General features: G+C 62.3%; 19 protein-coding genes. 2 read left to right on the top strand and 17 right to left on the bottom strand.

Annotated elements, in window-relative coordinates; all coding sequences use genetic code 11:
* Window positions 1-217 precede the first annotated feature (217 nt).
* The 11 genes from hutG to hutC all read right to left on the bottom strand — a co-directional run bounded on the left by hutG (window position 218) and on the right by hutC (window position 13,293).
* On the bottom strand, window positions 218-1,021 hold the full coding sequence (hutG, locus tag AB7933_RS03435) for an N-formylglutamate deformylase (protein ID WP_024072918.1): 804 nt from the start codon (window positions 1,019-1,021) through the stop codon (window positions 218-220).
* 11 nt (window positions 1,022-1,032) lie between these two features.
* Window positions 1,033-2,238, bottom strand: coding sequence for an imidazolonepropionase (gene hutI, locus AB7933_RS03430; RefSeq protein WP_041160820.1), 1,206 nt, complete (start codon window positions 2,236-2,238; stop codon window positions 1,033-1,035).
* A 147-nt stretch (window positions 2,239-2,385) separates the two neighbouring features.
* Window positions 2,386-3,918: a histidine ammonia-lyase gene (gene hutH / locus AB7933_RS03425; RefSeq protein ID WP_024072916.1), complete on the bottom strand. Its 1,533-nt coding sequence runs from the start codon at window positions 3,916-3,918 to the stop codon at window positions 2,386-2,388.
* Between the two features lie 25 nt (window positions 3,919-3,943).
* Complete coding sequence (gene hutH / locus AB7933_RS03420; RefSeq protein WP_041161079.1) at window positions 3,944-5,467, bottom strand: histidine ammonia-lyase; 1,524 nt, start codon at window positions 5,465-5,467, stop codon at window positions 3,944-3,946.
* A 91-nt stretch (window positions 5,468-5,558) separates the two neighbouring features.
* On the bottom strand, window positions 5,559-6,383 hold the full coding sequence (locus AB7933_RS03415) for a quaternary amine ABC transporter ATP-binding protein (protein ID WP_024072914.1): 825 nt from the start codon (window positions 6,381-6,383) through the stop codon (window positions 5,559-5,561).
* Window positions 6,380-7,231: an ABC transporter permease gene (locus tag AB7933_RS03410; protein ID WP_017738813.1), complete on the bottom strand. Its 852-nt coding sequence runs from the start codon at window positions 7,229-7,231 to the stop codon at window positions 6,380-6,382. Before AB7933_RS03410 ends, AB7933_RS03415 begins: the two co-directional genes overlap by 4 nt.
* A gap of 71 nt (window positions 7,232-7,302) precedes the next feature.
* Window positions 7,303-8,268: an ABC transporter substrate-binding protein gene (locus AB7933_RS03405; protein WP_024072913.1), complete on the bottom strand. Its 966-nt coding sequence runs from the start codon at window positions 8,266-8,268 to the stop codon at window positions 7,303-7,305.
* A gap of 69 nt (window positions 8,269-8,337) precedes the next feature.
* Window positions 8,338-9,798 (bottom strand): purine-cytosine permease family protein, encoded by a 1,461-nt coding sequence (locus AB7933_RS03400; RefSeq protein WP_024072912.1) that lies wholly within the window; start codon window positions 9,796-9,798, stop codon window positions 8,338-8,340.
* A gap of 140 nt (window positions 9,799-9,938) precedes the next feature.
* Window positions 9,939-11,642, bottom strand: a complete 1,704-nt coding sequence (gene hutU / locus AB7933_RS03395; RefSeq protein WP_051448859.1) for a urocanate hydratase — start codon at window positions 11,640-11,642, stop codon at window positions 9,939-9,941.
* A 383-nt stretch (window positions 11,643-12,025) separates the two neighbouring features.
* Window positions 12,026-12,586, bottom strand: coding sequence for a HutD family protein (locus tag AB7933_RS03390; protein WP_024072910.1), 561 nt, complete (start codon window positions 12,584-12,586; stop codon window positions 12,026-12,028).
* A complete protein-coding gene (gene hutC / locus AB7933_RS03385; RefSeq protein ID WP_223817892.1) occupies window positions 12,583-13,293 on the bottom strand; it encodes a histidine utilization repressor in 711 nt (236 codons plus the stop codon). Before hutC ends, AB7933_RS03390 begins: the two co-directional genes overlap by 4 nt.
* A gap of 147 nt (window positions 13,294-13,440) precedes the next feature.
* On the opposite strand from hutC, the gene AB7933_RS03380 reads away from it, so the two are divergent.
* The gene (locus AB7933_RS03380) at window positions 13,441-14,805 is read left to right on the top strand and encodes a formimidoylglutamate deiminase (protein WP_024072908.1); all 1,365 of its coding nucleotides are present in this window, start codon (window positions 13,441-13,443) and stop codon (window positions 14,803-14,805) included.
* A gap of 214 nt (window positions 14,806-15,019) precedes the next feature.
* Here AB7933_RS03380 and AB7933_RS03375 read toward each other — a convergent pair whose 3' ends face one another.
* From AB7933_RS03375 to AB7933_RS03350, 6 genes are all read right to left on the bottom strand, one after another.
* The gene (locus AB7933_RS03375) at window positions 15,020-15,589 is read right to left on the bottom strand and encodes a lipocalin family protein (protein WP_024072907.1); all 570 of its coding nucleotides are present in this window, start codon (window positions 15,587-15,589) and stop codon (window positions 15,020-15,022) included.
* 30 nt (window positions 15,590-15,619) lie between these two features.
* Window positions 15,620-15,874, bottom strand: coding sequence for a hypothetical protein (locus AB7933_RS03370; RefSeq protein WP_017849914.1), 255 nt, complete (start codon window positions 15,872-15,874; stop codon window positions 15,620-15,622).
* A gap of 176 nt (window positions 15,875-16,050) precedes the next feature.
* Entirely contained in the window at window positions 16,051-17,061 is a 1,011-nt protein-coding gene (locus AB7933_RS03365; RefSeq protein ID WP_024072906.1) for a class 1 fructose-bisphosphatase, read from the bottom strand.
* A gap of 110 nt (window positions 17,062-17,171) precedes the next feature.
* A complete protein-coding gene (locus AB7933_RS03360) occupies window positions 17,172-18,524 on the bottom strand; it encodes a DUF3999 domain-containing protein (RefSeq protein ID WP_041161078.1) in 1,353 nt (450 codons plus the stop codon).
* The gene (locus AB7933_RS03355) at window positions 18,524-22,045 is read right to left on the bottom strand and encodes a DUF2339 domain-containing protein (protein WP_024072904.1); all 3,522 of its coding nucleotides are present in this window, start codon (window positions 22,043-22,045) and stop codon (window positions 18,524-18,526) included. Before AB7933_RS03355 ends, AB7933_RS03360 begins: the two co-directional genes overlap by 1 nt.
* A gap of 133 nt (window positions 22,046-22,178) precedes the next feature.
* On the bottom strand, window positions 22,179-24,629 hold the full coding sequence (locus AB7933_RS03350) for a glycogen/starch/alpha-glucan phosphorylase (protein ID WP_024072903.1): 2,451 nt from the start codon (window positions 24,627-24,629) through the stop codon (window positions 22,179-22,181).
* A gap of 236 nt (window positions 24,630-24,865) precedes the next feature.
* On the opposite strand from AB7933_RS03350, the gene AB7933_RS03345 reads away from it, so the two are divergent.
* The gene (locus tag AB7933_RS03345) at window positions 24,866-25,300 is read left to right on the top strand and encodes a YkgJ family cysteine cluster protein (RefSeq protein WP_024072902.1); all 435 of its coding nucleotides are present in this window, start codon (window positions 24,866-24,868) and stop codon (window positions 25,298-25,300) included.
* The last annotated feature ends 135 nt before the right edge of the window (window positions 25,301-25,435 follow it).

Genomic DNA, 25,435 nt, shown 5'->3' with positions numbered 1-25,435 from the left:
TTTATTTTGCCGTCTGGCACTATAAACCCGAATTGTGCAATGAGCATGTCCTTGAGTACTTAGACCGGTGTCAGCCGTTCGCCATGTAAGTACTGGAACAGACAGCGATACAACGGATCGACCTCTGCCGCCTGGCCCTGGGCCCGCAAACGAGCGTGGACCAGCCCTTTGCCGAGGTACAGCACAGTGCCCACGCCCCCGAGAGCTCGCACTTCAATTACCTTGAATAACGCTGTTTCCCCCACGCTAGCAGCCCCTGCAGCAACTGCTTCAACACCACCCGCGTCGGTTCGGCCAGATCCGGGCGATAGCGGAACGGCTCGAACTCTTCCATATAGGTGCTCTGGCACAACTCCAGCTGCACGGCGTGGATATCCTGCGCCGGGTTGCCGTAATGGCGGGTGATATGGCCGCCCTTGAAACGCCCGTTCAAGACGTGGGTGTACTGTGGATAAGTGGCACAGATGGCTTCGAGCTGGCTGGCCAGTTCCGGATCACAGGCGGCGCCGTTGAAGGTGCCCAGGTTGAAGTCCGGCAGCTTGCCGTCGAACAGGTGGGGGATTACGGAGCGGATCGAATGCGCATCGAACAGCAGCGCATAGCCGAACTCAGCCTTGAGGCGGGCCAGCTCCTCTTGCAGTGTGCGGTGGTACGGGCCCCAGACCTTTTGCAGGTAGTTGGCGCGTTCGGTCGCGCTCGGTTCCAGCCCTTCACGGAACAACGGCACGCCATCGAACAGCGTCGCCGGGTACAGGCCGGTGGTGGCGCCGGCGTACAGCGGCTTGTCGTCGGACGGCCGGTTGAGGTCGATGACAAATCGCGAGTACTGCGCCGCCAAGGTGCTGGCGCCCAGTTCCTCGGCACAGTCATACAGGGTCGGAATGTGCCAGTCGGTGTCCGGCAGGCTTTGCGCCTCGGGGATCAAACCGGCTTCGACCGCGGGCGTGAGGCGCAACCCGGCGTGGGGCATGCTGATCAGCAGCGGCACGCGGCCTTGTTTGAAGCTCAGAACCTTATCCACAACGGTACTCCTTAAACATTGATATCGACGCCGTGGCGCACGACGCGTTTATCCAGCTCGCCGCCCAGCCAATAGGCCAGGTCGGCGGGGCGATCGATCTGCCAGGCCACAAAGTCGGCAACCTTGCCCACTTCCAGCGAGCCATGGGTATCGCCCATGCCCAGGGCGGTGGCCGCGTGTTGCGTGGCGCCGGCCAGGGCTTCTTCCGGGGTCATGCGGAACAGGGTGCAGGCCATGTTCAGCATCAACCGCACCGACAACGCCGGCGAGGTACCGGGGTTGAGGTCACTGGCGATGGCGATTTTCACGCCGTGCCTGCGCAAGGCATCCATGGGCGGCAACTGGGTTTCGCGCAGGAAGTAGAACGCCCCCGGCAGCAAGACTGCGACGGTATCGGACGCGGCCATGGCGATGGCGTCGTCTTCGGTCATGAACTCCAGGTGATCCGCCGACAGCGCCTGGTAACGCGCCGCCAGGCTCGAACCGTGCAGCGATGACAGTTGCTCGGCGTGCAGCTTGACCGGTAGGCCGAGTTGCCGGGCGACTTTAAACACGCGCTCGACTTGTTCGGGCGAAAACGCCAGGTATTCGCAGAAGGCATCCACCGCGTCCACCAGCCCTTCGGCGGCCAGCGCCGGCAGCATCTCGGTGCAGATGTGATCGATGTAGTCGTCGGCGCGGTCCTTGTACTCCGGTGGCAAGGCGTGGGCCGCCAGGCAGGTGGCGCGCACGCTGACCGGCAGCGCATCACCGAGGCGGCGAATCACCCTCAGCAACTTGCGTTCGCTGGCCAGGTCCAGGCCGTAGCCGGATTTGATCTCCACCGTGGTCACGCCATCGCGCAGCAAACTGCACAGGCGCTTGCGGCTGCTTTCGAACAATTCGTCTTCGCTGGCGGCGCGCGTGGCGCGCACGGTGCTGGCGATACCGCCGCCCTGGGCGGCGATCTCGGCATAGCTCACGCCTTCAAGGCGCTGCTCGAATTCGCCACTGCGGTTGCCGCCGAACACCGTGTGGGTGTGGCAGTCGATCAGCCCGGGAGTCACCCAGGCGCCTTGCAGGTCATGCACCTGGGCATAGTCCAGCGTGGGCACTTGGCTGCGCGGGCCGATCCACTCGATAAGCGAACCCACGGTGACCATCGCGGCATCCTCGATGATCGAGTATTTGCCTTGGGCCATGGTTGCAACGTGGCAGTGCTGCCAAAGGGTTTTCATCAACGGCTCCCGATGTGATCCCTGATCCCTGTAGGAGCGAGCTTGCTCGCGAAGGACGTCAGCGATAACGCGTGCATCCTGGATGAATGCGGTGTCCTTGAGTTTTTCGCGAGCAAGCTCGCTCCTACAGGGGGGGGTGTGGTGTGTTTAGAGGCTCGGCAGCAACTTGGCCGGCACCAGTTCATTCAGGCAGCGGCTGGCGAGCAGTTCGCTGGCGGCGATGATGTCCGGGGCGAAGAAGCGGTCCTTGTCGTAGAACGCCACCTTGGCGCGCAGGATGCCACGGGCCTTTTCCAGTTTCGGCGAGGTTTTCAGGCCTTCGCGCAGGTCCAGGCCCTGGCAGGCGGCCAGCCATTCAACCGCCAAGATACCGCGTACGTTCTCGGCCATTTCCCACAGGCGCTTGCCGGCCGCCGGCGCCATGGACACGTGGTCTTCCTGGTTGGCCGAGGTCGGCAGGCTGTCGACGCTATGGGGATGGGCCAGCGCCTTGTTCTCGCTGGCGAGTGCCGCGGCGGTCACCTGGGCAATCATGAAGCCGGAGTTCACCCCGCCATTGCCCACCAGGAACGGCGGCAGTTGCGACATGTGCTTGTCCATCATCAACGAGATACGGCGCTCGCTCAGGGAACCGATTTCAGCGATGGCCAGCGCCATGTTGTCAGCGGCCATGGCCACCGGTTCGGCGTGGAAGTTGCCGCCGGAAATCACGTCGCCTTCCGCGGCGAAGACCAACGGGTTGTCTGACACGGCGTTGGCTTCGATCACCAGCACGTCGGCGGCCTGGCGGAACTGGGTCAGGCAGGCGCCCATGACCTGTGGCTGGCAGCGCAGGGAGTACGGGTCTTGGACCTTGTCGCAATTCTGGTGCGACTGCGACACCTGGCTGCTGTCGCCGAGCAGGTCGCGATAAGCCGCCGCCGAGTCGATCTGCCCACGCTGGCCACGGGCTGCGTGGATACGCGCATCGAACGGCGAACGCGAACCCAGCACCGCTTCCACGGTGAGGCCGCCACAGGCCAGGGCGCCGGCGAACAGATCTTCACCTTCGAACAGGCCGCGCAAGGCGTAAGCAGTGGACACCTGGGTGCCGTTGAGCAGCGCCAGCCCCTCTTTGGCGGCCAGGGTCAGCGGCGTGAGGCCGGCGACTTTCAGCGCGTCGGTCGCCTCCAGCCATTCGCCCTTGTGGCGCGCCTTGCCTTCGCCGAGCAGCACCAGGGACATATGGGCCAAGGGCGCCAAGTCGCCGGACGCACCGACCGAACCTTTCAGCGGAATATGCGGGTACACCTCGGCGTTGATCAGCGCGATCAGTGCGTCGATGACCTGGCGGCGAATCCCGGAAAAGCCACGGCTCAGGCTGTTGACCTTGAGCACCATGACCAGCCGCACCAGCGCATCGCTGATGGGCTCACCGACGCCTGCGGCATGGGACAGCACCAAGGAGCGCTGGAGGTTTTCCAGGTCTTCGCTGGCAATGCGGGTCGAGGCCAGCAGGCCGAAACCGGTGTTGATGCCGTAGGCAGTGCGGTTCTCGGCGAGAATCTGTTCCACGCAGGCGACACTGGCTTCAATCTGGGCCGAGGCACTGTCATCCAGGCTGAGGGTTACCGGCTGCTGGTAGATGGCCCGCAGTTGGGCGAGGCTCAGTTGGCCTGGAATCAGGTTTAGCGCAGTCACATTCGTGCTCCTTGTGAATTATTGTTCAGTGCAATTCGGGAAAAACCGGGTGCAGCAAAGCGGTGTTCTTGAGCAGCGCGGCGGCGGTGGCGATGTCCGGCGCCAGCCAGCGATCCTGCTCGTACGGTGGCACGTGTTCACGCAACAGGCGCCAGGCGCTGTCGGTGCCCGCGCCGAAGCGCTGGCCCTTGAGGAATTCGAATGCCTGGGCCGCCAGCAGGTACTCGATGGCGAGGATCTGAGTGACGTTGGCCAGCACCTGGTGCAGCTTGAGCGCGGCATTGGTGCCCATGCTCAAATGGTCTTCCTGCAGGCCCGACGTGACGAAGTTGTCGAGTACCGCCGGTTGCGCCAGCTGGCGGTTTTGCCCGCACAACGAAGCGGCGACGTACTGCACGATCATCATCCCGGAGTTGACCCCGGGGTTGCTCACCAGAAACGCCGGCAGGCCGCTGACGTGGGGGTTGATCAGGCGGTCGAGACGGCGCTCGGCCACCGAGCCGATTTCGGCCATGGCGATGGCGAGCATATCGGCAGCCAGCGCCACGGACTGCCCGTGAGGGTTGGCCTGGGACACTACGCGGTAGTTGTCCGGCGTACCGAGTACCAGTGGGTTGTCGGTGGCGCTGTTGAGTTCGGTCTCGATCTGGCGGGTCGCGTGCTCCAGCTGATCGCGCGCCGCACCGTGGATCTGCGGGATCGAGCGGATGCTCAGGGCGTCCTGGGTGCGGATGCCTTTGCTGCTGGCGATCACTTCACTGCCATCGAGCAACGCGCGCAGGTTGATACCGACCTGCTGCATGCCGGGGTGAGGCTTGAGGGCAATGATTTCTTCGTCGAACGCATCGATCTGGCCACGCAGGGCCTCGAAACTCATGGCGCCGATCACATCGGCCCATTGCAGCAGGTGGTGAGCATCGGCCAGGGCAAGGCAACTCAGGCCGGTCATGCACGGCGTGCCGTTGACCAGGCACAGGCCGTCCTTGGCGCCGAGTACCACCGGCTGCAAACCTTCTTGGTCCAGGGCCTGTTGCGCCGGGACTACCTGACCGCGATAGCTCACATGACCGACGCCCAGCAGCGCCACACCGACATGGGCCATATGGGTCAGATAACCCACCGAGCCCTGGGACGGTACTTGCGGCGTGATGCCGTGGTTGAGCAGCGCCAGCAGCGAATGCACCACCTGCGGATGCAGGCCGGATTTGCCGTGGCTGTAGTTGATGACGGCCGCACAGATGATCGCGCGGGTCTGCTCGTCGCTGAGTACCGGGCCGACGCCACAGGCGTGGCTCAACAGGGTATTGCGCGACAACTGGCTCAGTTGCTCGCCCTCAAGCGACACGTTGCACAACGCGCCCAACCCGGTGTTCACGCCGTAGGCGCGTTCGCCGCTGGTGACGATGCGCTGCACAATGGCCTGGGCATTGTCGATCCGCGCCCAGGCCTGGCCGGAGAGTTGGAGCACCGCGCCGTGACGGGCGACGGCGACCACGTCCTGCCAGCGCAGGGGGGTGTCGGCGATGATGATTTTTGCTGCCTGGGACATCTTCATACCTTTTTCAATTCTTGTGCAGCCTTACCGGCCCTATCGGGGGCAAGCCCCCGATAGGGCCAGCAGCCGCCCCACACATCCAGGATCAAACCACCGCCGCCCGCCGCTGAACAAACCGATCCACATACTCATCCGCCGGCGAGTGCAGGATCTCCCGCGGCGTGCCGACCTGGATCAGCTTGCCGTCCTTGAGGATCGCGATGCGGTTACCGATACGCACGGCCTCGTCGAGGTCGTGGGTGATGAATACGATGGTCTTGTGCAGGGTCTTTTGCAGCTCGAGCAACTGGTCCTGCATCTCGGCGCGAATCAGCGGGTCGAGGGCGCTGAAGGCTTCGTCCATCAGGATGATGTCGGTGTCGGCCGCCAGGGCGCGGGCCAGGCCCACACGTTGGCGCATACCGCCGGAGAGCTGGTGCGGGTATTTGTTTTCGTAGCCCTTGAGGCCCACGGTTTCGACCCAGTGCTGTGCGCGTTCGGTACAGACTTGCTTGGTTTCGCCGCGCACCTTGAGGCCATAGGCGACGTTGTCGAGCACGCTCTTGTGGGGCAACAGGCCGAAGCTCTGGAACACCATGCTGATCTTGTGCCGACGGAATTGGCGCAGGGCGTCCATGTCCAGTTGCAGGATGTCTTCACCGTCGACCAGGATCGCACCGCTGGTGGGGTCGATCAGGCGATTGAAGTGGCGCACCAGCGTGGATTTGCCCGAGCCCGACAGGCCCATGATCACGAAGATCTCACCGGTACCGATGCTCAGGGACAAATCGTTAACGCCGACCACGCAACCGGTCTCGGCCAGCACTTGATCCTTGGTCTTGCCCTGGCCAATCAACGACAGCGCCTCCTTGGAGCGGGCGCCGAAGATCTTGAAGACGTTTTTTACTTCGATTTTGCTGACAGTAGTCATTTGCTCGCCTCATGCCGTGGACGACCATAGGCCTGGGTAATGCGGTCGATGACCACTGCGAGAATCACGATCGCCAGCCCGGCTTCCAGGCCACGACCGACGTTGAGGGTCTGGATGCCGACGAGCACGTCTTCGCCCAGGCCACGGGCGCCGATCATCGAGGCGATCACCACCATCGACAACGCCATCATGGTGGTCTGGTTGATACCGGCCATGATGCTCGGCAGGGCCAGCGGCAGTTGCACGCCGAACAGTTGCTGCCAGCGGTTGGCACCAAAGGCGTTGATGGCTTCCATGACTTCGCCGTCGACCTGGCGAATCCCCAGGTCGGTCAGGCGAATCAGCGGCGGCGCGGCGTAGATCACCGTGGCGAAGATCGCCGGCACCTTGCCCAGGCCGAACAGCATCAGCACCGGGATCAGGTACACGAAGCTGGGCATGGTTTGCATGATATCGAGCAGCGGCATCAGCACCGAACGCAGGCGATTGCTGCGTGCCGACAAAATGCCCAGCGGAATGCCGATCAGCACCGAGATCACCGTGGCGACCATCATCAGCGCCAGGGTCTGCATCAGCTTGTCCCACAGGCCGACCGCGCCCACCAGGAACAGCAAGCCGACGATCACCGCCGTGGTCAGCACTTTGCGGGTGGCATGCCAGGCAACACCGCCGACGATGGCCAGCATCAGCCACCAGGGAGCTGCACGCAGCAACCCTTCCAGGTTGACGATGGCCCACAGCAGGGTGTCGGAGATGTGCCGGAACACATCGCCGTAATTGGTGACCAGTGAGTCCACCCAACCGTTGACCCAGTCGGCAATGGAAAACGTAAAACTCTCAGGAAACATAGCGTGCTCTCGATCCAGTGGGTTGTGGCCAGGCGCCCGGCTACCCCTCAGGGTAGCCGTGCACACTTGACCTACAAGGCCGCGTCGATTTTCTTGGCTGCGTCTTCACTCACCCAGGCGTGCCAGACTTCAGGATGTTCCTTGAGGAAAATTTTCGCCAGTTTCGGCGACTCAATTCGCTCCTTGGCCATGCGCCCCAGGTTCTGGTTCAGCAGGTCGATGGGCAGGTTGACTTTTTCCAGCACAGCCACCAGTTCCGGGGCTTGTTCGTGGAAGGTCTTGGACAGGCCGACCTTGATGCTCACGCTTTTATCCACACCCGGTTTTTCTTCCAGTTTCACCAGGTCGACCTGGCCCATCAGCGGTGTCGGCGACCAGTAGTAGAACAGGATCGGTTCGCCACGCTTGTAGCTCGACAGCACCGCGGCATCCAACGCCGGGCCGGTGCCTGGACGGAAGTTGGTGTAGCTGCTTTCCAGGCCGTAGCTCTTGAGCATTTCGCTGTTGTCCAGCTCGCAGGTCCAGCCGGCCGGGCAGTTGTAGAAACGGCCCTTGGAGGGCTCTTCCGGGTCTTTGAACACAGAGGCGTACTTGGCCAGGTCGGCGATGTTTTTCAGGCCCGCCGCCTTGGGTTCCAGCTTGCGCTTGGCATCACCTTCGACCACATAGCGCGGCACGTACCAGCCTTCGATAGCGCCCACAATCGGCGCACCGACGCCGACGACTTTGCCGGCCTTCTCGGCCTTGTTCCACACTTCGCTGCGGCCAACCCACTCTTCGGCAAACACTTGGATATCGTTGCTGCTCAGGGCGTTTTCCATGGTGATGGAGTTGCCGGGCAGGCTATCGGTTTTGCAGTCGTAGCCTTTTTCCAGAACGGTTTGCAGGATGTCGGTGAGCAACATGCCGCTTTCCCAGTTCAGGCCGGCGAACTTCACCGGTTTACCGGATTCACACCAACCGGCCGCCTGGGCGCCAGCAGTGGCCAGCAAGCCCGCGGAGAATACGGTGGCCAACAGGGTCTTGTGCATTTTCATTGTTGTGACGCTCCCAATCATGAAATGGATTACGGCAGTCATTAGGCATCCTGCCCTGTCCACGTCCCCTCAGGCCTGTGCAACCAGCCCGTTTGTCGTCGTTGGTACAGCGCCCTGCTCTAGCGGCAGGATCAGGTGTTCAGGCATCGATCTGGGCCATTTTTTTGCCGCCCAGTAGTACAGCGCGGCGGGAAGTACCAGGCCGATGATCCAGGAAATGTCCACATCCCCCAGGGCCGCCACCAGCGGGCCGGTGTAGAACTTGGTGGAGATGAATGGCAATTGCACCAGCACCCCGAATACGTAGACGCTGATACCGACCGGGTTCCAACGGCCGTAGCGACCGTTCGGATCGGCCAGCGCCGACACGTCATAGCGATCACGAGTGATGCAGTAGTAGTCGACCAGGTTGATCGCACTCCAAGGCGTAAAGAACGCCAGCAGGAACAGGATGAAAGACTTGAATGCACCGAGGAACGAGTGCTGGCCAAGCAAGGCGATCAGGGTCGCCGCGCCAACGATGGCCAGCACGAACACAAGACGCTGCAAGCGCGTGACCTCCAGGCGACCCCGAAAGCCGCTAATGATGGTCGCGATGCACATGAAGCTGCCGTAGGAGTTCAGCGTGGAGATGGTGACCTTGCCGAACGCGATGCTGAAGTACAGCAGCGCAGCCGAGGCCCCCGCACCACCCAGACCTACGATGTAGGCCACTTCATGACCGGCAAATTGCCCGTTGGACATGGCCGCGGCAAACACGCCGAGGATCATCGCCACCTGTGCGCCAACCACCGAACCGGCACCGGCCGCCAGAAAGGTTTTCACCGAGGACGTCGTGCTCGGCAGGTAGCGTGAATAGTCCGCCACGTAAGGGCCGAAGGCGATTTGCCAGGATGCCGCGAGCGACACCGCCAGCAGGAAGCTGCTCCAACTGAAGTGGCGGATTTGCAGGAGCGCACCAACGTCGGCCTGGCTCATCAGACGGCTGAACAGGTAGACAAAGGCAATCACGCCAATGACGCTGGCAACGCGGCCGATGAAGTGGATCACCCGATAACCGAGCACCGTGACCAGCACGATGACACTGGCGAAGGCCAGGATCCCGACGCTGTCGCTGACACCGAACAATTGGCCCAGCGCCTGACCGGAAAGCACCGTGCCCGTCGCGGTGAAACCGAGGTACATCAAGCAGACCAGTACGATCGGGATCGCCGCGCCATACACACCGAATTGCACCCGGCTGGAGATCATCTGCGGCAGGCCCAGCTTGGGCCCTTGCGCCGCGTGCAACGCCATCACACCACCGCCCAGCAGTTGACCGATCAGCAGGCCGATCAACGACCAGAACACATCACCGCCCAGCACCACGGCCAGGGCCCCGGTGACGATCGCAGTGATCTGCAGGTTGGCACCCAGCCACAGGGTGAACTGGCTCAATAGACGACCGTGTCTTTCCGCTTCCGGGATGTAGTCGATCGAACGCCTTTCGATCAACGGGGTGGTGCTTGCACGCGCATCATTTGCAGCCATGGGTGTTCAACCTCTGATGGATTGTTTTGGGTTCGCCGCCGATCACATGTGGAGGGGGCTTGCTGCCGATGGCAGTGGGTCAGTCGCCAGACCTATTGGCTGATACACCACCATCGGGAGCAAGCCCCCTCCCACATCGGTTACTTGATCATCGGCAGGTTCAGCCCCTGCTCTTTGGCGCAGTCGATCGCGATCTGGTAACCCGCATCGGCATGACGCATCACCCCGGTGGCCGGGTCGTTGTGCAGTACGCGAGCAATCCGCTCAGCGGCTTCGTCGGTGCCGTCACAGACGATTACCATCCCGGAGTGTTGGGAGAAGCCCATGCCCACGCCGCCGCCGTGGTGCAGCGAAACCCAGGTCGCGCCGCTGGCGGTGTTGAGCAAGGCGTTGAGCAGAGGCCAATCGGACACGGCGTCGGAACCGTCCTGCATGGCTTCGGTTTCGCGGTTGGGGCTGGCCACCGAGCCGGAGTCCAGGTGGTCACGGCCGATCACGACCGGTGCCGACAGCTCACCGCTGCGCACCATTTCGTTGAACGCCAGGCCCAGCTTGGCGCGCTGGCCCAGGCCAACCCAGCAGATACGCGCCGGCAGGCCCTGGAAGCTGATGCGCTCGCGCGCCATGTCCAGCCAGTTGTGCAGGTGGGCGTCGTCGGGGATCAGCTCCTTGACCTTGGCATCGGTCTTGTAGATGTCCTGCGGGTCACCGGACAGCGCCGCCCAACGGAACGGGCCGATGCCACGGCAGAACAGCGGGCGGATGTACGCCGGTACGAAGCCTGGGAAGTCGAACGCATTTTCCACGCCCTCTTCCTGCGCCATCTGGCGGATGTTGTTGCCGTAGTCGAAGGTCGGGATGCCTTGCTTCTGGAATTCCAACATGGCTTTGACGTGCACGGCCATCGACTGCTTGGCGGCCTTGATCACGGCCGCCGGTTCGGTCTTGGCGCGGGCGCGGTATTCGTCCCAAGTCCAACCGGCCGGCAGGTAACCGTTGAGTGGGTCGTGGGCGCTGGTCTGGTCGGTGACCATGTCCGGGCGCACGCCGCGCTTGACCAGTTCCGGCAGGATTTCGGCGGCGTTACCCAGCAGGGCGATGGAAATCGCCTTGCCCTCTTTGGTGTACTTGGCAATGCGCGCCAGGGCGTCGTCGAGGTCGGTGGCTTGTTCGTCGACGTAACGGCTGTTCAGGCGGAAATCGATGCTGACCTGCTGGCATTCAATGTTCAACGAGCAGGCGCCAGCCAGGGTTGCGGCCAGTGGTTGAGCGCCGCCCATGCCGCCGAGGCCGGCGGTCAGTACCCAACGGCCCTTGAGGTCGCTGTTGTAATGCTGGCGACCGGCTTCGACGAAGGTTTCGTACGTGCCTTGGACGATGCCCTGGCTACCGATGTAGATCCAGCTGCCGGCGGTCATCTGGCCGTACATGGCCAGGCCCTTGGCATCCAGTTCGTTGAAGTGTTCCCAGCTGGCCCAGTGCGGCACCAGGTTGGAGTTGGCGATCAGCACGCGCGGCGCATTGGTGTGGGTCTTGAACACGCCGACCGGTTTGCCGGATTGCACCAGCAGGGTTTCGTCGTCATTCAGGTGGGTGAGGCTTTCGACGATCTGGTCGTAGCACTCCCAGTTGCGCGCTGCACGGCCAATACCACCGTACACCACCAGTTCTTTCGGGTTCTCGGCCACTTGCGGGTCAAGGTTGTTCATCAGCATGCGCAGCGGCGCTTCGGTCAGCCAGCTTTTGGCGGTGAGCTTATTACCGCGGGCGGCACGGATTTCGACGTCACGGTATTTTGTAGGCCTTGCTTTCGAAAAATCGGTCACAGCTGGACTCCTCGGCATGATGCGCGAACATGGACGGTGCGAAGGAGAGTCTTACGCACACATCTTTACTTGTACATACAAGCATATGCAATCAGGCGGCCAACTTTCTGAGGGAGGTGTCCGGATTTTTTTGGAAAGCGCGTTCGAGCCTTGGAAATTAAGGCCTGGAGGGATGATGAAATTTCTTACGAAGACGTTTTATAGCGAGGGAGGTTTGTCACGACAGCGCGGTTTTGCGCCACGCTGGGGCGTTCGGTAACAAAATGGTGCGAGACCTGGAAACAGGTCGCAAGAACAGTGGGAAACAAATGTGGGAGGGGGCTTGCCCCGATAGCGGTGGATCAGTCAGCCCATCTGGTACTGACACACCTATATCGGGAGCAAGCCCCCTCGCACAGTTTTTAACCGCGTGCGGTCAGTTCGATGATGCAGCTGCGGCCAGCCACGCCTATGTCCAACAGGCCGGTGTTACCGTCGATTTGCAGGCAATCGTGATGACCCAGCGTGTGCCCCAGCACCTTCACTTCATCCGCCACGCTGAACACCAGCACGGTCTGCGCGGTACTGAAAAACTGCTGCACACCGTCCACCCATTGCAGCCTCGCGTGGTAACGCTGGGGCGAATAGATCAGGTTGAAATCGCGGATCGGCCCGGTGATCAGGCGGCATGACACCTGGCTATCACCCTTGAAGGCAAATGGTTGCAGGGGCAACAGGCCGCGCTGTTCTTCGCCATCCACGGTCAACACCATGCCGGCGCCCTTGATCACCGTGATCACGCGCTGGTAACCGGCGAAGCTGGAAAAACCGCCCGACTCGCCGATGTCGGCAATCGACAAGCGCCAGCCAAACCCCTCCAGGCCCTCGCCAGCATCACGGGTGATTTCTTCGGTGCTGCCACCGCCGTTTTTCCACGGCATGCGCACGTAATCGGTGGCGCGCCAGACTTTCACTGCACTCATTTACTGAAACGTCCTTCCAGGCTATGACGGGAACCGGGGTGGATCAAACGCGCGGCGGTCACCGGCTGGCGACCCGACCACGTGCGGCGGCGAATCAACAGGCATGGCTCGCTCGGCTCGATCTGCAACAGTTTGCACTCGGTGGCATCGGCGAGGATCGCTTCAACCACGTGCTCGCCTTCGGTCAGCGGCGCCACCTGGTTCAGATAGGCGTAGGGCGTTTGCTGGGTGAAATCCTGTTGCAGGTATTCCGGGGCGACCAGCGCGTTGACGAAACGGTCTTCGATTTGCACGGGAATATCGTTTTCGTAATGCACGATCAACGAGTGGAACACCCGTCCGCCCTCACGCATTTCCAGGGCGACGGCGCGCTCGGAACCGGCGGCCTCTTCGCCCAAGGTGATGACCTGGCAGGTATGGCGATGTCCGCGGGAGGCGATCTCATCGGCAATGTTGTGCACTTCAAACAGCGCGGACTGGCTCTTGGGCTCGGCGACGAACGTACCCACGCCTTGCATGCGTACCAGCAAACCTTCGGCGGTGAGTTCGCGCAGGGCGCGGTTGATGGTCATGCGGCTGAAACCCAGCTGGCTGACCAGTTCGCTCTCCGACGGTACGCGGTAATGGGGCGGCCAGTTGCCGTTGAGGATCTGCTGGCTGATCATCTGTTTGACGCGGGCATACAAGGGCGCCGGACTTTCGTCCATGTGGGCAGCCAGCGAAGACTTGGCGGGCGGAGTCGGCACAGGGAATCCTTGCAGGTGGAAAAGATGCATAGATTGCCGGAGTTTACCGAGCAGGCAAACGTCTGTATATGTATATACAAATAAACACACGACCGGGGTGCTCTAATCATGTCCGCTTTCTTTGCCGAACGCGCGCTGCTGCCTAATGGATGGGCCAACGATGTACGTCTTGAAGTCGACGCCGCTGGCGTACTGACACGCGTCCAGGCCAATGCCAGTGCAGACGCCGCCGAACGGCTCAGAGGTCCGCTGCTGGCGGGCATGCCGAACCTGCATTCCCACGCGTTTCAACGCGCCATGGCGGGCCTGGCCGAAGTCGCCGGCAACCCGAATGACAGCTTCTGGACCTGGCGCGACTTGATGTACCGCATGGTCGGCAAGATCAACCCGGCACAGCTGCAGGTCATCGCCCGCCAGTTGTACATCGAGATGCTCAAGGCCGGTTACACCAGCGTGGCTGAATTCCACTACGTGCATCACGACGTCAGCGGCCAACCCTATGCCGACCGCACGGAACTGTCACGCCAGATCAGCCAGGCCGCTACGAGCAGCGGGATCGGCCTGACGCTGGTGCCGGTGCTGTACAGCCACTCCGGGTTTGGCGGACAGGCACCGAATGAAGGGCAGCGCCGGTTTATCAACAGCACCGAAAACTACCTCGACCTGCAGGCGCGCTTGCAACCGATCCTCGCGGCGCAGCCAGCGCAACAACTGGGCCTGTGTTTTCACTCCCTGCGTGCGGTCACGCCGGAGCAGATCCATGAGGTACTCGCGGCCAGCGACAAGACCTGCCCCGTGCACATCCACATCGCCGAACAGCAAAAAGAAGTCGACGACTGCCTGGCCTGGAGCGGCAAACGCCCACTGCAATGGCTGTACGACAATGTCGACGTCGACGAACGCTGGTGCCTGGTCCATGCCACCCACGCCAACCCGGAAGAGGTCACGCGCATGGCCAGGAGCCGGGCGATTGCCGGTTTGTGCCTGACCACCGAAGCCAACCTGGGCGACGGGATCTTCCCGGCCGTGGACTTTCTCGCCCAGGGTGGGCGCATGGGGATTGGCTCCGACAGCCATGTGTCGCTGAGCGTGGTGGAAGAACTGCGCTGGCTGGAATACGGCCAGCGCCTGCGCGATCAGCGGCGCAACCGCCTGTATCGCAGTGATCAGCCGATGGTCGGCCGCACGCTGTTCGACGCCGCGCTCGACGGCGGCGCCCAAGCGCTGGGGCAGCCGATTGGGCAATTGGCAGTGGGCAAGCGTGCGGACTGGATCGTGCTGGACGGCAACGATCCGTACCTGGCGACGGCAACCGAAGACGGGATTCTCAATCGCTGGTTGTTTGCCGGTGGGGATCGACAGGTGCGCGATGTAATGGTCAACGGGAAGTGGGTAGTGCGCGATGGGCTGCATGCCGGCGAGGAAGAAAGCAGCCGGGCGTTTACGCAGGTCTTGAGGGATTTGTTGGGCTGACAGGCAATCCATAACAAATGTAGAGGGCCCCGCTAAATCTTTGATTTAGCGGGGCCCTGTGGCGAGCGGGCTTGTCCCGCGTTGGGGCGCGAAGCGGCCCCTGACAAAAGACACCTGCGCTGTGTCAGGTACGCCTCAGTGGCTGGTTTGGGGGCAGCTTCGCGCCCCAACGCGGGACAAGCCCGCTCGCCACAACAGCCCTCTCCCACATTGTTTACTGCGAGGTCTTCGCCATCTGCTTATCCGACGTACGCCAAATCAAACGCGTGGTGTCATACCCCTGCTGGCGCGCCCTGCTGAGCAGGTCTTCGCGGGTATCGGCGCTGACCGTCGGCGTACGTGACAGGATCCACATATAACGTCGGCTCGGGCTGCCAACGATGGCGGTCTTGTAGTCATCGCTGACGTACAACACCCAGTAATCGCCTTTGGCGACGCCCGGCAACAACGCGGTAAACCAGTTATTGAATTCCACCCAGAGCTTGTCGGTCTTGCCCGGCACCTGCGGCGTAGCCGTGCCCTTGGCTTCTTCCCACTTCCAGTCAGTCGTCAGGCAGCGGTTGAACACCGACATATCGCCATCGGGCAGCAATGTGTAGCGGGCTTCGGACTGTGCACAGTTGCGCTGGAAGTACATCGGCAATCGAGCCAACTCATACCAGGTACCCTGGTAACGCTTGAGATTGACGTTACTCGCTGTCTTGGGTTGCAGATCGTCGCCAGAATGGCTGGCACAGCCCGCCAAAAAAAGGCTGGCACAAAGGAACAAAACAAAACGCATCATTCTTCTTCTCCCGCAGGCTCTCGCCCCGGTTTACTTCAGGCCTTGCCCGGAAAACATCAGAACCTTGTCACCGGCATATTGAACGCTGATAAAGCTGTTTTTATCACCCCAGGTGCAACTGGACATGCCCAGTGCGCCGGAACAATCGGTCGGCTTACCCAGCAACGACTCCACCTCGGCCTTGGCCATGCCGGCCGACAACTTTGCGTAGTTTTCTTGGTTGACCTTGCTGCAAGCGGCCAACAGCACGCAAAAAGCCAGCAAAGCGAGACGGCGTAACGACATGGAATAACTCCTGGAGGGACGAAGCAGCTTGGGTATCTGCCAGAAGCTTAGAAGGGAAAAGAGGTGTCTGGTTCCCGACGAACGAAAACAAAAAAGCCCCGAAAACGCTGAAACGTTTCGGGGCTTATTTAAGGGTGAACCGGCTCACAACAACGCCGATCACTTATCGCGAAAAGTTACTTCTTGTGGTAACCGGTTACGCGCTCAACCTCTTCCTTCGAACCCAGGAACACCGCCACGCGCTGGTGCAGGCCTTCGGGCTGGATGTCGAGGATACGCTGATGGCCGTCGGTCGACGCACCGCCTGCCTGTTCAACCAGGAACGACATCGGGTTGGCTTCGTACATCAGGCGCAGCTTGCCCGGCTTGGACGGCTCGCGGCTGTCGCGTGGGTACATGAACAGGCCACCGCGGGTCAGGATACGGTGCACGTCAGCCACCATCGCCGCAACCCAGCGCATGTTGAAGTTCTTCTTCAACGGGCCTTCTTCGCCTTCCATCAATTCGTTGACGTAGCGCTTGACCGGTTCTTCCCAGTGGCGCTGGTTGGACATGTTGATCGCGAATTCCTGCGTGGCAGCAGGAATGGTGATGTCTTCGTGGGTGAGTACGAAGCTGCCCATTTCACGGTCCAGGGTGAAGCCCTTGACGCCATCGCCCAGGGTCAGCACCAGCATGGTCTGCGGGCCGTAGATCGCGTAGCCGGCCGCAACCTGCTCGGTGCCTGGCTGCAGGAAGGCCTTTTCGTTGAGGGCTTCGTTCTGGCTCAGGTATTCGTTCGGGCAACGCAATACCGAGAAGATGGTACCGACGGGGGCGTTGATGTCGATGTTGGACGAACCGTCCAGTGGGTCGAACACCAGCAGGTAGGCGCCTTTCGGGTACTTGCCCGGGATCTGGTAGGCATTGTCCATTTCTTCGGACGCCATGCCGGCCAGGTGACCGCCCCATTCGTTGGCTTCGAGCAGGATCTCGTTGGAGAGTACGTCGAGTTTCTTCTGCACTTCGCCTTGGACGTTTTCAGTGCCCATGCTGCCCAGGACACCGCCCAGTGCGCCTTTGGACACGGCGTGGCTGATCTCCTTGCAAGCACGCGCCACCACTTCGATAAGGAAGCGCAGATCGGCAGGCGTGTTGTTGCTGCGGGTCTGCTCGATCAAATAGCGACTCAGGGTAACGCGGGACATGGAAGGCTCCGATGTATGGGGGGGCTTAAAAACCCGCGCAGTTTAACGCGAGTCGGGGCGTATTTCCTCCTATCAGAGGATTTAAACCCAATAGAGTTCATGGACTTTATTTAACGTACCGCCGCAGGCTTGCGCAGCAAACTGTAGGCCATGGCCCCCAACGCCGCGACACCGAGCAGTAACACGGCCCAGAGCCCGAACTTTTTCCAGTTCGGCCCGGTATCGACAACGGCTGCGGCCGCAGGCGACGTGACGGTCACGCCCCCGGCTACCTGGGCCTGCCCCAACGTATTGAAACGCTCGGCGTTGTAGCCAGGGATCAGGGTCGACAGCGGCAGGTTCGCCGCCTTGGCCGACGCATTACCCAGCGCCAAGGTAAATGGCGGCTCGCCCCGCGCCAGGAACACCAGTTGCGTGGCACGCACGGCAACGCGCAGTGCCGGGGCTTCGACGCCCAGGCCACCGCCGCGCTCATCCACCTGCAACTTGAGCTCAGTGACCGTTTGGCCCGGCAACGGTAATTCATCCTGCACCACGTCCTGGCCATTCTGGGTCAGGCGGTACAGCACGCCGTTGCTCAGCGGCTGCCAGGCCTGCTGGCTGTCACGCCGCCCTGCCAGGGTCACGGGCGCCAGCGTGTTGGGCTGCTTCAATTCGACGCGCAGGCGCTCGACATTCAGCCCCGTCGGCAACTGCCAGCTGTACTCCCCCGCCTTGAGTCGCGAACCGGCCAGCGGCTGCGACCACACCAAGGGCATCGGTAAACTGCTGCGGGTGGCGCTTGTCAGCTTGGCCGAGGTCAGCAGCGGCGCCGCCTGGCCTTGCCACAACAAGCGCAGGTAGCGCGCCGGTTGCCCCGGCAGGCTGACGTCATGCTGTTCGACCCGCTCGTCGGCAAACGACAAGCGCGCCACTTGCCCATCACCCCAGGCTTCCCAGTGCTGCAAGTCATCACTGGCTTCAATGCTGAAACGCTGGAAGCCCTCCTGCTCGTGGCTCCAGTCAAGGCTCAGTTGCTGCAACGGTGCCTTGATCGCGCTGGCGTCCAGTACCCAGCCGCGCAGCACCTGCTTGCCGGGCTTGGCGGCGGTGGAGGGGCGTACCTCGAGCAAGGTGCCTTCGGCGCTGGACTTCACCACCACATCGGGCAAGGTTTCGTGGGTGTCGGCCGCGTACAGCGGGAACCACTTCACCTCGGTGACGTTGCGGTTTTCGGTGTGCTGGGGCGATTGTCGCGACAGTGCATAGGCCTGAGGTTCACCGGCCGCGTTAAAGACGCGTACATCACTGAGGTCGGCCTGGCGCGCGCCCAGTTGCACAGCCAAAGGCAATTCAAGGCGATACCAGGGGCCGTTGCCACTGACGCTCAGCGGTACCTGGGTGGTGAAATCGGCAGGCGTTTCCTGGGCCCACACCGACCACGTTGCGCACAACCCCACTACCGCCACGCTCAACTTACCGATCAAGAGGATGCTCCTTCAGTTTCCAGCACAGGTTCGGCACGCTTGGGCGGCAGTGGCGCGAAGTAGCCCACCACCAGCAACAACCCGCCCACGCCAATAAACGACACGATCCGCGCCAGGCCGCCACGGTTGCTCAGCTCGACAAAGAACAGCTTGGCCACCACCACGGCAATCAACGCTGCGCCGATCAGCCACACTTCGCGACGATGGCGCAGGTGGCCGCCGATCATCAGGCCGAGGGCGACCAGGGTCCAGACGATCGACAGGCTGGCTTGTACCAGCATCGATTCGAGCAACGCATCCACCTGGAACGGCACGCCGCCCCAGTGGTGGGCGGCGCGCATCACCAGCGCGGTGAAGAATGCAAACAGCGAGAGACCTGCCACGCCTTCGGCGATCAACTCGACTCGAGCCCCACGTTGCGGCGCAACGCTGCGCGACCACAGATACACACCGAAGAGGGCAAACAGCAGCCCCAGGTCCAGCGGGCTGATCAGCGGCACATACGGCAACGGCCTGGCCGTGCCGTCACTGAAGCTATTGGCCAGCCAGAACCAACCGAGCATCAACACCGCCAGCGGCAGCGCCGCCAGCACCCGGTACTCTTTCGGGTAAGCCGACACCGGCCACGGCCAACGACGCGGCGTGGCTGCCAGCACCAGATACAGGCTTGGCAGAATCGCCCAGCCCAGCCAGCGCCAGGCGTTGTATTCGGCCGACAGCCGCAACAAGCCGTAACGCAGCTCCAGGGCCAGCACGCCGATCAGCATCCAGCAGCCAAGCACATGGGCGACACTCAGTGCCTTGCCCGGCGCCACTGCCGCCAGCCGCCGCAACGACACGAAGTGCACCGCAAATACTGTCAGCCAGGCCAGCCAGCCGTACTGGGCCGCCGGGTGGTAATAGTCATGCGCGGACACCAGCAACACCACCCCCGCCGCCGGCATCAACACGGTGCAAAGCATGCCCAGCGACGCCCAGCGCAATCTCGCCGCCAGCAACGCCCAGAGTGCCACGCTGAGCGCCGCGCAGCCCAACAGGAAAGCCCCCTGCAGTTCCCGCGGGATAAACCGCAACACTTCACTGATCAGCGCCACGGCCCACCAGGCCGCGCCCCACACCAGCAACAGGTCGGACAGGCGTTGCAGCTTGAGTACGGCAAACATCGGCGCATGGGGCTCACGCTGCAAGCGCCACGCGCCAACCAGGGCGGCCAGGCCCAGGACCATCGGCGTCCAGAAACCGCTGTGCCCCAAGGGGCGCACACCTTCAGGGGTCAACGGTCCGAGCAGCTCCGGTACCGACAGCAGGAACGCAGCACCGCCGATCACCTGCAGCAGCAAACCAAATACAAAACTGACGCGCTGTTGCAGGTACAGGCTCAACCAGATGATCAGCAAGCCACTGGCCGCCCATACACCGCTGGCACTTTCCCATGGCAGCACAAACAGCACCGCAAGGTTGATCAATACCAGACCCGCGAGCAGCACCACCGACAGGCCACGCAACAGCCGCACATCGCCACGCACCTGGTCGTCGCGCACCGCCAGGAGCATGCCGCCAATCAAGGCCAGGCCGATCAGCGACGCCGTCAGCAGGCCGCTCCAGCCCGCGCTGAATACCGCCGCCCCGTCACCGCCTTGCAAACGCAGCAGAAACAGCGCGCCGCCCAGCAGTTGCACGGCGAACGCGCTAAACAGGAACGTACGCGAGCCGATGCGCAGGCCGATCCACAGGGTGGCCAGGCCGGCGACCGCCCAACTGATGGCGGTGCCTTGGGTCAGCAACAACAGCGGCGCGAGCAGGTACAAAAAGGTCAGGCCCAGGCTGGCCAGCACTGGCAGCCCCTTGCGCTCCCATCCCGCCGCCTGCTCCGGCGACGCCTTGCGTAGTTGGTCGAAACTGAACAGCAGCGCCGCGCCCAGCAGCAGCGCGCCCAATGGCGCACCGTCGAGCAACGTATGGTCGCCAACGCGCAGTTCGCTGAGAAAGGCCAGCGCCGAGCCCAATTGCAATAACACGCCGAAGGCTCGCGCCAACGGCCGTTGCTGACGCAAGCCGAGCCAGAAGATCCCGGCGCCTTCCACGGCCCAGGCCGCCGCCGTCCAGCGTGCGTCGAGGCCCAGGGGAATCGCCAGGCTGGCGAAGATCACCCCCAGGGCCAGGCAGGTTTCCGCCAGCAGCAAGGCACGCCCGCCACTGAGCAATCGCGCCAGGCCCATATAGATAACGCCCAGGCCAAGGGCGCTGAACGCAGCGGCAAACTCCAAATGCTGCACCAGTGCGAACTGCAAGCCAAAGCCCACCAACGGCGGACCGAACAGCAGGCTACCGTCGACGTAATCGCCCTTGGCCGCCGACCAGCGCAGCAGCGCCCCCCGGCTGCCATCTTCGGGCGCGTCGTTCATCTCCAGCAATTTGCGGCGGGTGAACAACAGGCCGATGACCAGGTACATCAGGAAAAACAGGATCAGGAACGGCTCGGTGCTCCACAGCAGTTCCGGAGTATACGAACGCAAACCCCAGGCGAAGCCAATGCCAAAGGTGCCGACAAAGCCGATCAGGTTGAGCAGGCGCCAGGCCTTGAACCAGGCGATGGCGAGGATGCCGGCATTGAGCAGGGCGAAATAACTGAACAGCGCCACATGGTTGCCGGCGCCGGTGGACGTGAGGATCGGTGCTGCAAACCCGCCGAGTGCCGCCGCGCAGGCCAGGCCCAGGGCATCCTGGGTAATCGCCAGGATCGCCGAGAACACGGTGATCGCTACCAGCAGGCCCAGTGCCGCGCTCGGATCGATCAACGGGTGCAGGCGCATCGCGGCAAATACCGTCAGGTACAACACCGCGATCCCGGTGCCTTGCAGCATCAATCCGTAGTTGCTGTTGCGCAGTCGTAACCACCAGCCCAGGCCCAGCAGGCCCACGGCGGCCGCAGCCACCCCGGCGTAGCGCAACTCGATCGGCACCACCATGCCTTCGGTGGCGTAGCGCAACAGGAACGCCAGGCCCAGGAACAACAGCACCACGCCGACACGCAGCACGGTGTTGCCACCCAACAGCCAATTGCGTGCGCCGCTGATGGCGCGTTCGATCAGGTTGGGGCCACGGGGAGCGACAGGTTCTTGAGGCGCACGCGGCGTCGGAGCGGGCGTCCAGACGTCATCCGGCAGTGGTTGGCTCGGTTCGGCGACCATCGCCACAGGCGCCAACTCAGCCGGCAGTTCCCACACCAGTTCAGGCACCTTGGCGACAGGTGTCGGCTCAGGGACAGGCGTTTCGACGATGCCATTGCTCGTTGGCGCGGGCACTTCCAGTTGCCGCAGGCGCTCGCCCAGGGCGATCAACGCCTTCTGCGTGGTTTCCAACTGAGCAGCCTGCTGCTGCACCTGGGTCGCCAGCCTAGACAGGCGAATCGCCTGGCCAATGCCCAACCCCAACAGCGCACCGATGCCCGCGTCACTGAACGACTCATCGAGCGTCCAGCCGAGCACCAGGCCAATCAGCATGAAAATCCATTGCATGGTCGATATTCCCTAGGTAAACCGTGCTGTAGGAGCGAGCTTGCTCGCGAAGATCGCAAAGATACCGCGTTAAATCAGAAAGCACGCGTTATCGTTGGCGTTTTTCGCGAGCAAGCTCGCTCCTACAGTAGATCTAGTCCAGGGCTTTCCAGATCTCGGTAGCGTACTCGCGGATCGTCCGGTCCGAAGAGAACCACCCCATCCGCGCGGTATTGAGTACCGCCGAGCGCCACCATTCCTTGGAATCATGCCAATGCGCTTCGACCCGCGCTTGTGCATCCCAATAGGCGTCGAAGTCGGCACACACCAGGAAGCGGTCATAGTCGATCAGCCCATCGATCAAGCCCACATATCGGCCTGGATCGTCCGGCGAGAACACCCCGCCTCGAATCGCCTGCAGCACATCGTTCAACCGATGGGAGGCCGCGATGTCCGGCCCGGCATGGAACTCGCCAGCCTGCTTGCGCGCCTCGACCTGTTGGGCGCTGAGACCGAAGATAAACATGTGCTCGGCCCCCACGCGCTCGTGCATCTCGACGTTGGCGCCGTCCATGGTGCCGATGGTCAGCGCGCCGTTGAGGCCGAACTTCATATTGCTGGTGCCCGATGCCTCAAAGCCGGCAGTGGAGATTTGCTCCGACAAGTCGGCCGCCGGAATGATGCTTTCCGCCAGGCTGACGTTGTAGTTGGGCAGGAACACCACCTTGAGCAGACCGCGCACGGTCGGGTCGTTGTTCACGGTGCGCGCAATGTCGTTGGTCAGCTTGATGATCAACTTGGCCTGGTGATAACTGGCCGCCGCCTTGCCCGCGAAAATCTTCACCCGCGGTACCCAGTCGGTGCCCGGCTCGGCACGGATCGCCTGGTACAGCGCCACGGTGTGCAGCAGGTTGAGCAACTGGCGCTTGTACTCGTGGATACGCTTGACCTGTACGTCGAACATTGCCGCCGGGTTGACCGCAATGCCCAGGCGCTCATGGATGATATCGGCCAGCGCGCGCTTGCTGTGCAGGCGCTGTTCGGCAAACGCCTTGCGGAATGCTTGCTTCTCGGCAAAGGTTTCCAGCTCGACCAGGCGGGTTTCCACGGTGTCGAGAATGTCGGGGCCCAGTGCATCCACCAGCATCGAGGTGAGCTTGGGGTTGGCCTGGTACAGCCAGCGGCGGAAGGTAATGCCGTTGGTTTTGTTGTTGATGCGCTCCGGGTACAGCTTGTGCAATTCGGAGAACACCGTACTGCGCATCAACTGGGTGTGCAGGCCGGAGACCCCGTTGACACTGTGGGAGCCGAGGAATGCCAGGTTGCCCATGCGCACACGGCGGCCGTTGTCTTCTTCGATCAGCGACACGGCGCGCAGTACGTCGAAGTCATGGGTGCCCTTGGCCCGCAACGAGTCGATGTGCTGGGCGTTGATCAGGTAGATGATCTGCATGTGCCGGGGCAGCATGCGTTCCATCAGGCCGACCGGCCAGGTTTCCAGGGCTTCGGGCAACAGGGTGTGGTTGGTGTACGACAGGGTTTCGACGGTGACATCCCACGCGGCGTCCCATGGAATGTCGTGCAGGTCGACCAGTTGACGCATCAACTCGGCCACGGCGATCGACGGGTGGGTGTCGTTGAGCTGGATCGCCGCATGCTCGCCCAGGCTGAGTACCGAGCCGTGCATGTTCTTGTGGCGACGCAGCAGGTCTTGCAGCGAGGCCGAGACGAAGAAGTATTCCTGGCGCAGGCGCAGTTCCTGCCCCGCTTCCGTGCTGTCAGCCGGGTAAAGCACTCGGGAGATGCTTTCCGCACGGGCCACTTCGGCGACCGCACCCAAGTGGTCACCGGCGTTGAAGCGCTCCAGATGCAAGTCTTCCACCGCCCGCGCACGCCACAGGCGCAGGGTGTTGACGCTGGCGCCACGCCAGCCGACCACCGGGGTGTCGTAGGCGACGGCACGCACCGTTTCGTTGGGCGTCCACACTTGGATCATCTTGCCGGCAGGGTCCGGCAGGGTTTCGACGCTGCCGCCAAAGCCGATCGGGTAAATCACCTCGGCCCGTTCGAATTCCCACGGGTTGCCGAAATCCAGCCAGCGCTCGGTCTGTTCCTGCTGCCAGCCATCGACAATCGCCTGGCGGAACAAGCCGTGCTCATAACGAATGCCATAACCATGGCCGGCAATGCCCAGGGTCGACATGCTTTCCATAAAGCACGCCGCCAGGCGGCCCAGGCCACCGTTGCCAAGCGCCGCGTCGGGCTCCAGCAGGCGGATGCGCTCCAGGTCGACACCCAGTTCGCTCAGGGCTTCGCGAGCGATCTCCAGCACACCGAGGTTGCTCAGGCTGTCATAGAGCAAGCGGCCGATGAGGAATTCGAGGGAGAGGTAATACACCCGCTTCTGGCCTTTACGGTAGATACGCCGGGTGTGGTCCATCCAGTGGTCGACCATCTGGTCGCGGGCGGCCAGGGCAATGGCTTCGAACCAGTCGTGGTCGAAGGCGTGATCCGGGTCTTTGCCCACCGCGTAGGTGAGTTTGGTCAAGACAGCATCGCGAAACGCGGCTACCTCTGCTTCTCGTGCAAGCGGTTCCTGAGACATCGGTGCGACCTCGGGCGAGATTGAAGGAGTTGCTAGAGCCTAGTCGGTCTGACAGACGGTGAAGGCTCTGGTTCGGCAGTTTTTTAACTCATTCACCTTTGCGCGAATTTAATGCAGGGGTCGTGCCCGATCTGCACTCGAACAGCCTTCGAGCTGAAAACCAGAAAATATTGTTCAAAAAACCATCAATCCCGGTATGATCGCGCGCCCGGATACCGCCCCACCTTGGAACCCTGATGAAGCCTCAACTGATCGCCGCCGCGGAACTCGACCGTCTCGAGACTTGGCAGAAATACTCCGCCCACATGTGCGGTGGCTGCGTGTCCAGCTGCTGCACGCTGCCGGTTGAGGTGAAGATCAAGGACCTGATCCGCATTGGCATCGTCGATGAATTCGAGCGCGGCGACCCGCCGAAAAACATCGCCAAGCGTTTGCAGAAGGAAGGCATTGTCGAACGCTACAACAACAAATCCGAGATTTTTACCCTGCAGCGCATGAGCAACAACGACTGCTTGTACCTGGATCGTAAGACGCGCTTCTGCACTATTTATGACAAGCGTCCGGATACCTGCCGCAACCACCCGAAAATCGGGCCGCGCCCGGGGTATTGCGCATATAAGCCGAAGGAAGTGGTGCGCGAAACCAAGTTCAAGACCCTCGATAAGTTCTGATCCAGGTTTTGCAGGGGGCTCAAGGGCCCCATCGGGGGCAAGCCCCCTCCCACACTGACCGCATTCCAAATGACTGTACTCGGTCAAATGTGGGAGGGGGCTTGCCCCCGATGAGGCCGGTACAGCCACCACAAA

Origin of the sequence: Pseudomonas gorinensis, assembly GCF_042015035.1 — a bacterium.
Taxonomy (GTDB): domain Bacteria; phylum Pseudomonadota; class Gammaproteobacteria; order Pseudomonadales; family Pseudomonadaceae; genus Aquipseudomonas; species Aquipseudomonas gorinensis.
The sequence above is the reverse complement of the archived record's forward strand: the minus strand, read 5'-3'. Positions and strand labels throughout refer to the sequence as shown.

What these genes read in the sequence shown, in the direction of transcription:
- hutI (WP_041160820.1), bottom strand. Translation starts at nt 2,238, where the DNA reads ATGAAAACCCTTTGGCAGCACTGCCACGTTGCAACCATGGCCCAAGGC.
- AB7933_RS03365 (WP_024072906.1), bottom strand. Translation starts at nt 17,061, where the DNA reads ATGTCCCGCGTTACCCTGAGTCGCTATTTGATCGAGCAGACCCGCAGC.
- AB7933_RS03355 (WP_024072904.1), bottom strand. Translation starts at nt 22,045, where the DNA reads ATGCAATGGATTTTCATGCTGATTGGCCTGGTGCTCGGCTGGACGCTC.
- AB7933_RS03390 (WP_024072910.1), bottom strand. Translation starts at nt 12,586, where the DNA reads ATGAGTGCAGTGAAAGTCTGGCGCGCCACCGATTACGTGCGCATGCCG.
- AB7933_RS03405 (WP_024072913.1), bottom strand. Translation starts at nt 8,268, where the DNA reads ATGAAAATGCACAAGACCCTGTTGGCCACCGTATTCTCCGCGGGCTTG.
- AB7933_RS03350 (WP_024072903.1), bottom strand. Translation starts at nt 24,629, where the DNA reads ATGTCTCAGGAACCGCTTGCACGAGAAGCAGAGGTAGCCGCGTTTCGC.
- AB7933_RS03370 (WP_017849914.1), bottom strand. Translation starts at nt 15,874, where the DNA reads ATGTCGTTACGCCGTCTCGCTTTGCTGGCTTTTTGCGTGCTGTTGGCC.
- AB7933_RS03400 (WP_024072912.1), bottom strand. Translation starts at nt 9,798, where the DNA reads ATGGCTGCAAATGATGCGCGTGCAAGCACCACCCCGTTGATCGAAAGG.
- hutU (WP_051448859.1), bottom strand. Translation starts at nt 11,642, where the DNA reads ATGCCGAGGAGTCCAGCTGTGACCGATTTTTCGAAAGCAAGGCCTACA.
- AB7933_RS03375 (WP_024072907.1), bottom strand. Translation starts at nt 15,589, where the DNA reads ATGATGCGTTTTGTTTTGTTCCTTTGTGCCAGCCTTTTTTTGGCGGGC.
- hutH (WP_041161079.1), bottom strand. Translation starts at nt 5,467, where the DNA reads ATGTCCCAGGCAGCAAAAATCATCATCGCCGACACCCCCCTGCGCTGG.
- AB7933_RS03415 (WP_024072914.1), bottom strand. Translation starts at nt 6,383, where the DNA reads ATGACTACTGTCAGCAAAATCGAAGTAAAAAACGTCTTCAAGATCTTC.
- AB7933_RS03345 (WP_024072902.1), top strand. Translation starts at nt 24,866, where the DNA reads ATGAAGCCTCAACTGATCGCCGCCGCGGAACTCGACCGTCTCGAGACT.
- AB7933_RS03410 (WP_017738813.1), bottom strand. Translation starts at nt 7,231, where the DNA reads ATGTTTCCTGAGAGTTTTACGTTTTCCATTGCCGACTGGGTCAACGGT.
- AB7933_RS03380 (WP_024072908.1), top strand. Translation starts at nt 13,441, where the DNA reads ATGTCCGCTTTCTTTGCCGAACGCGCGCTGCTGCCTAATGGATGGGCC.
- hutC (WP_223817892.1), bottom strand. Translation starts at nt 13,293, where the DNA reads ATGGACGAAAGTCCGGCGCCCTTGTATGCCCGCGTCAAACAGATGATC.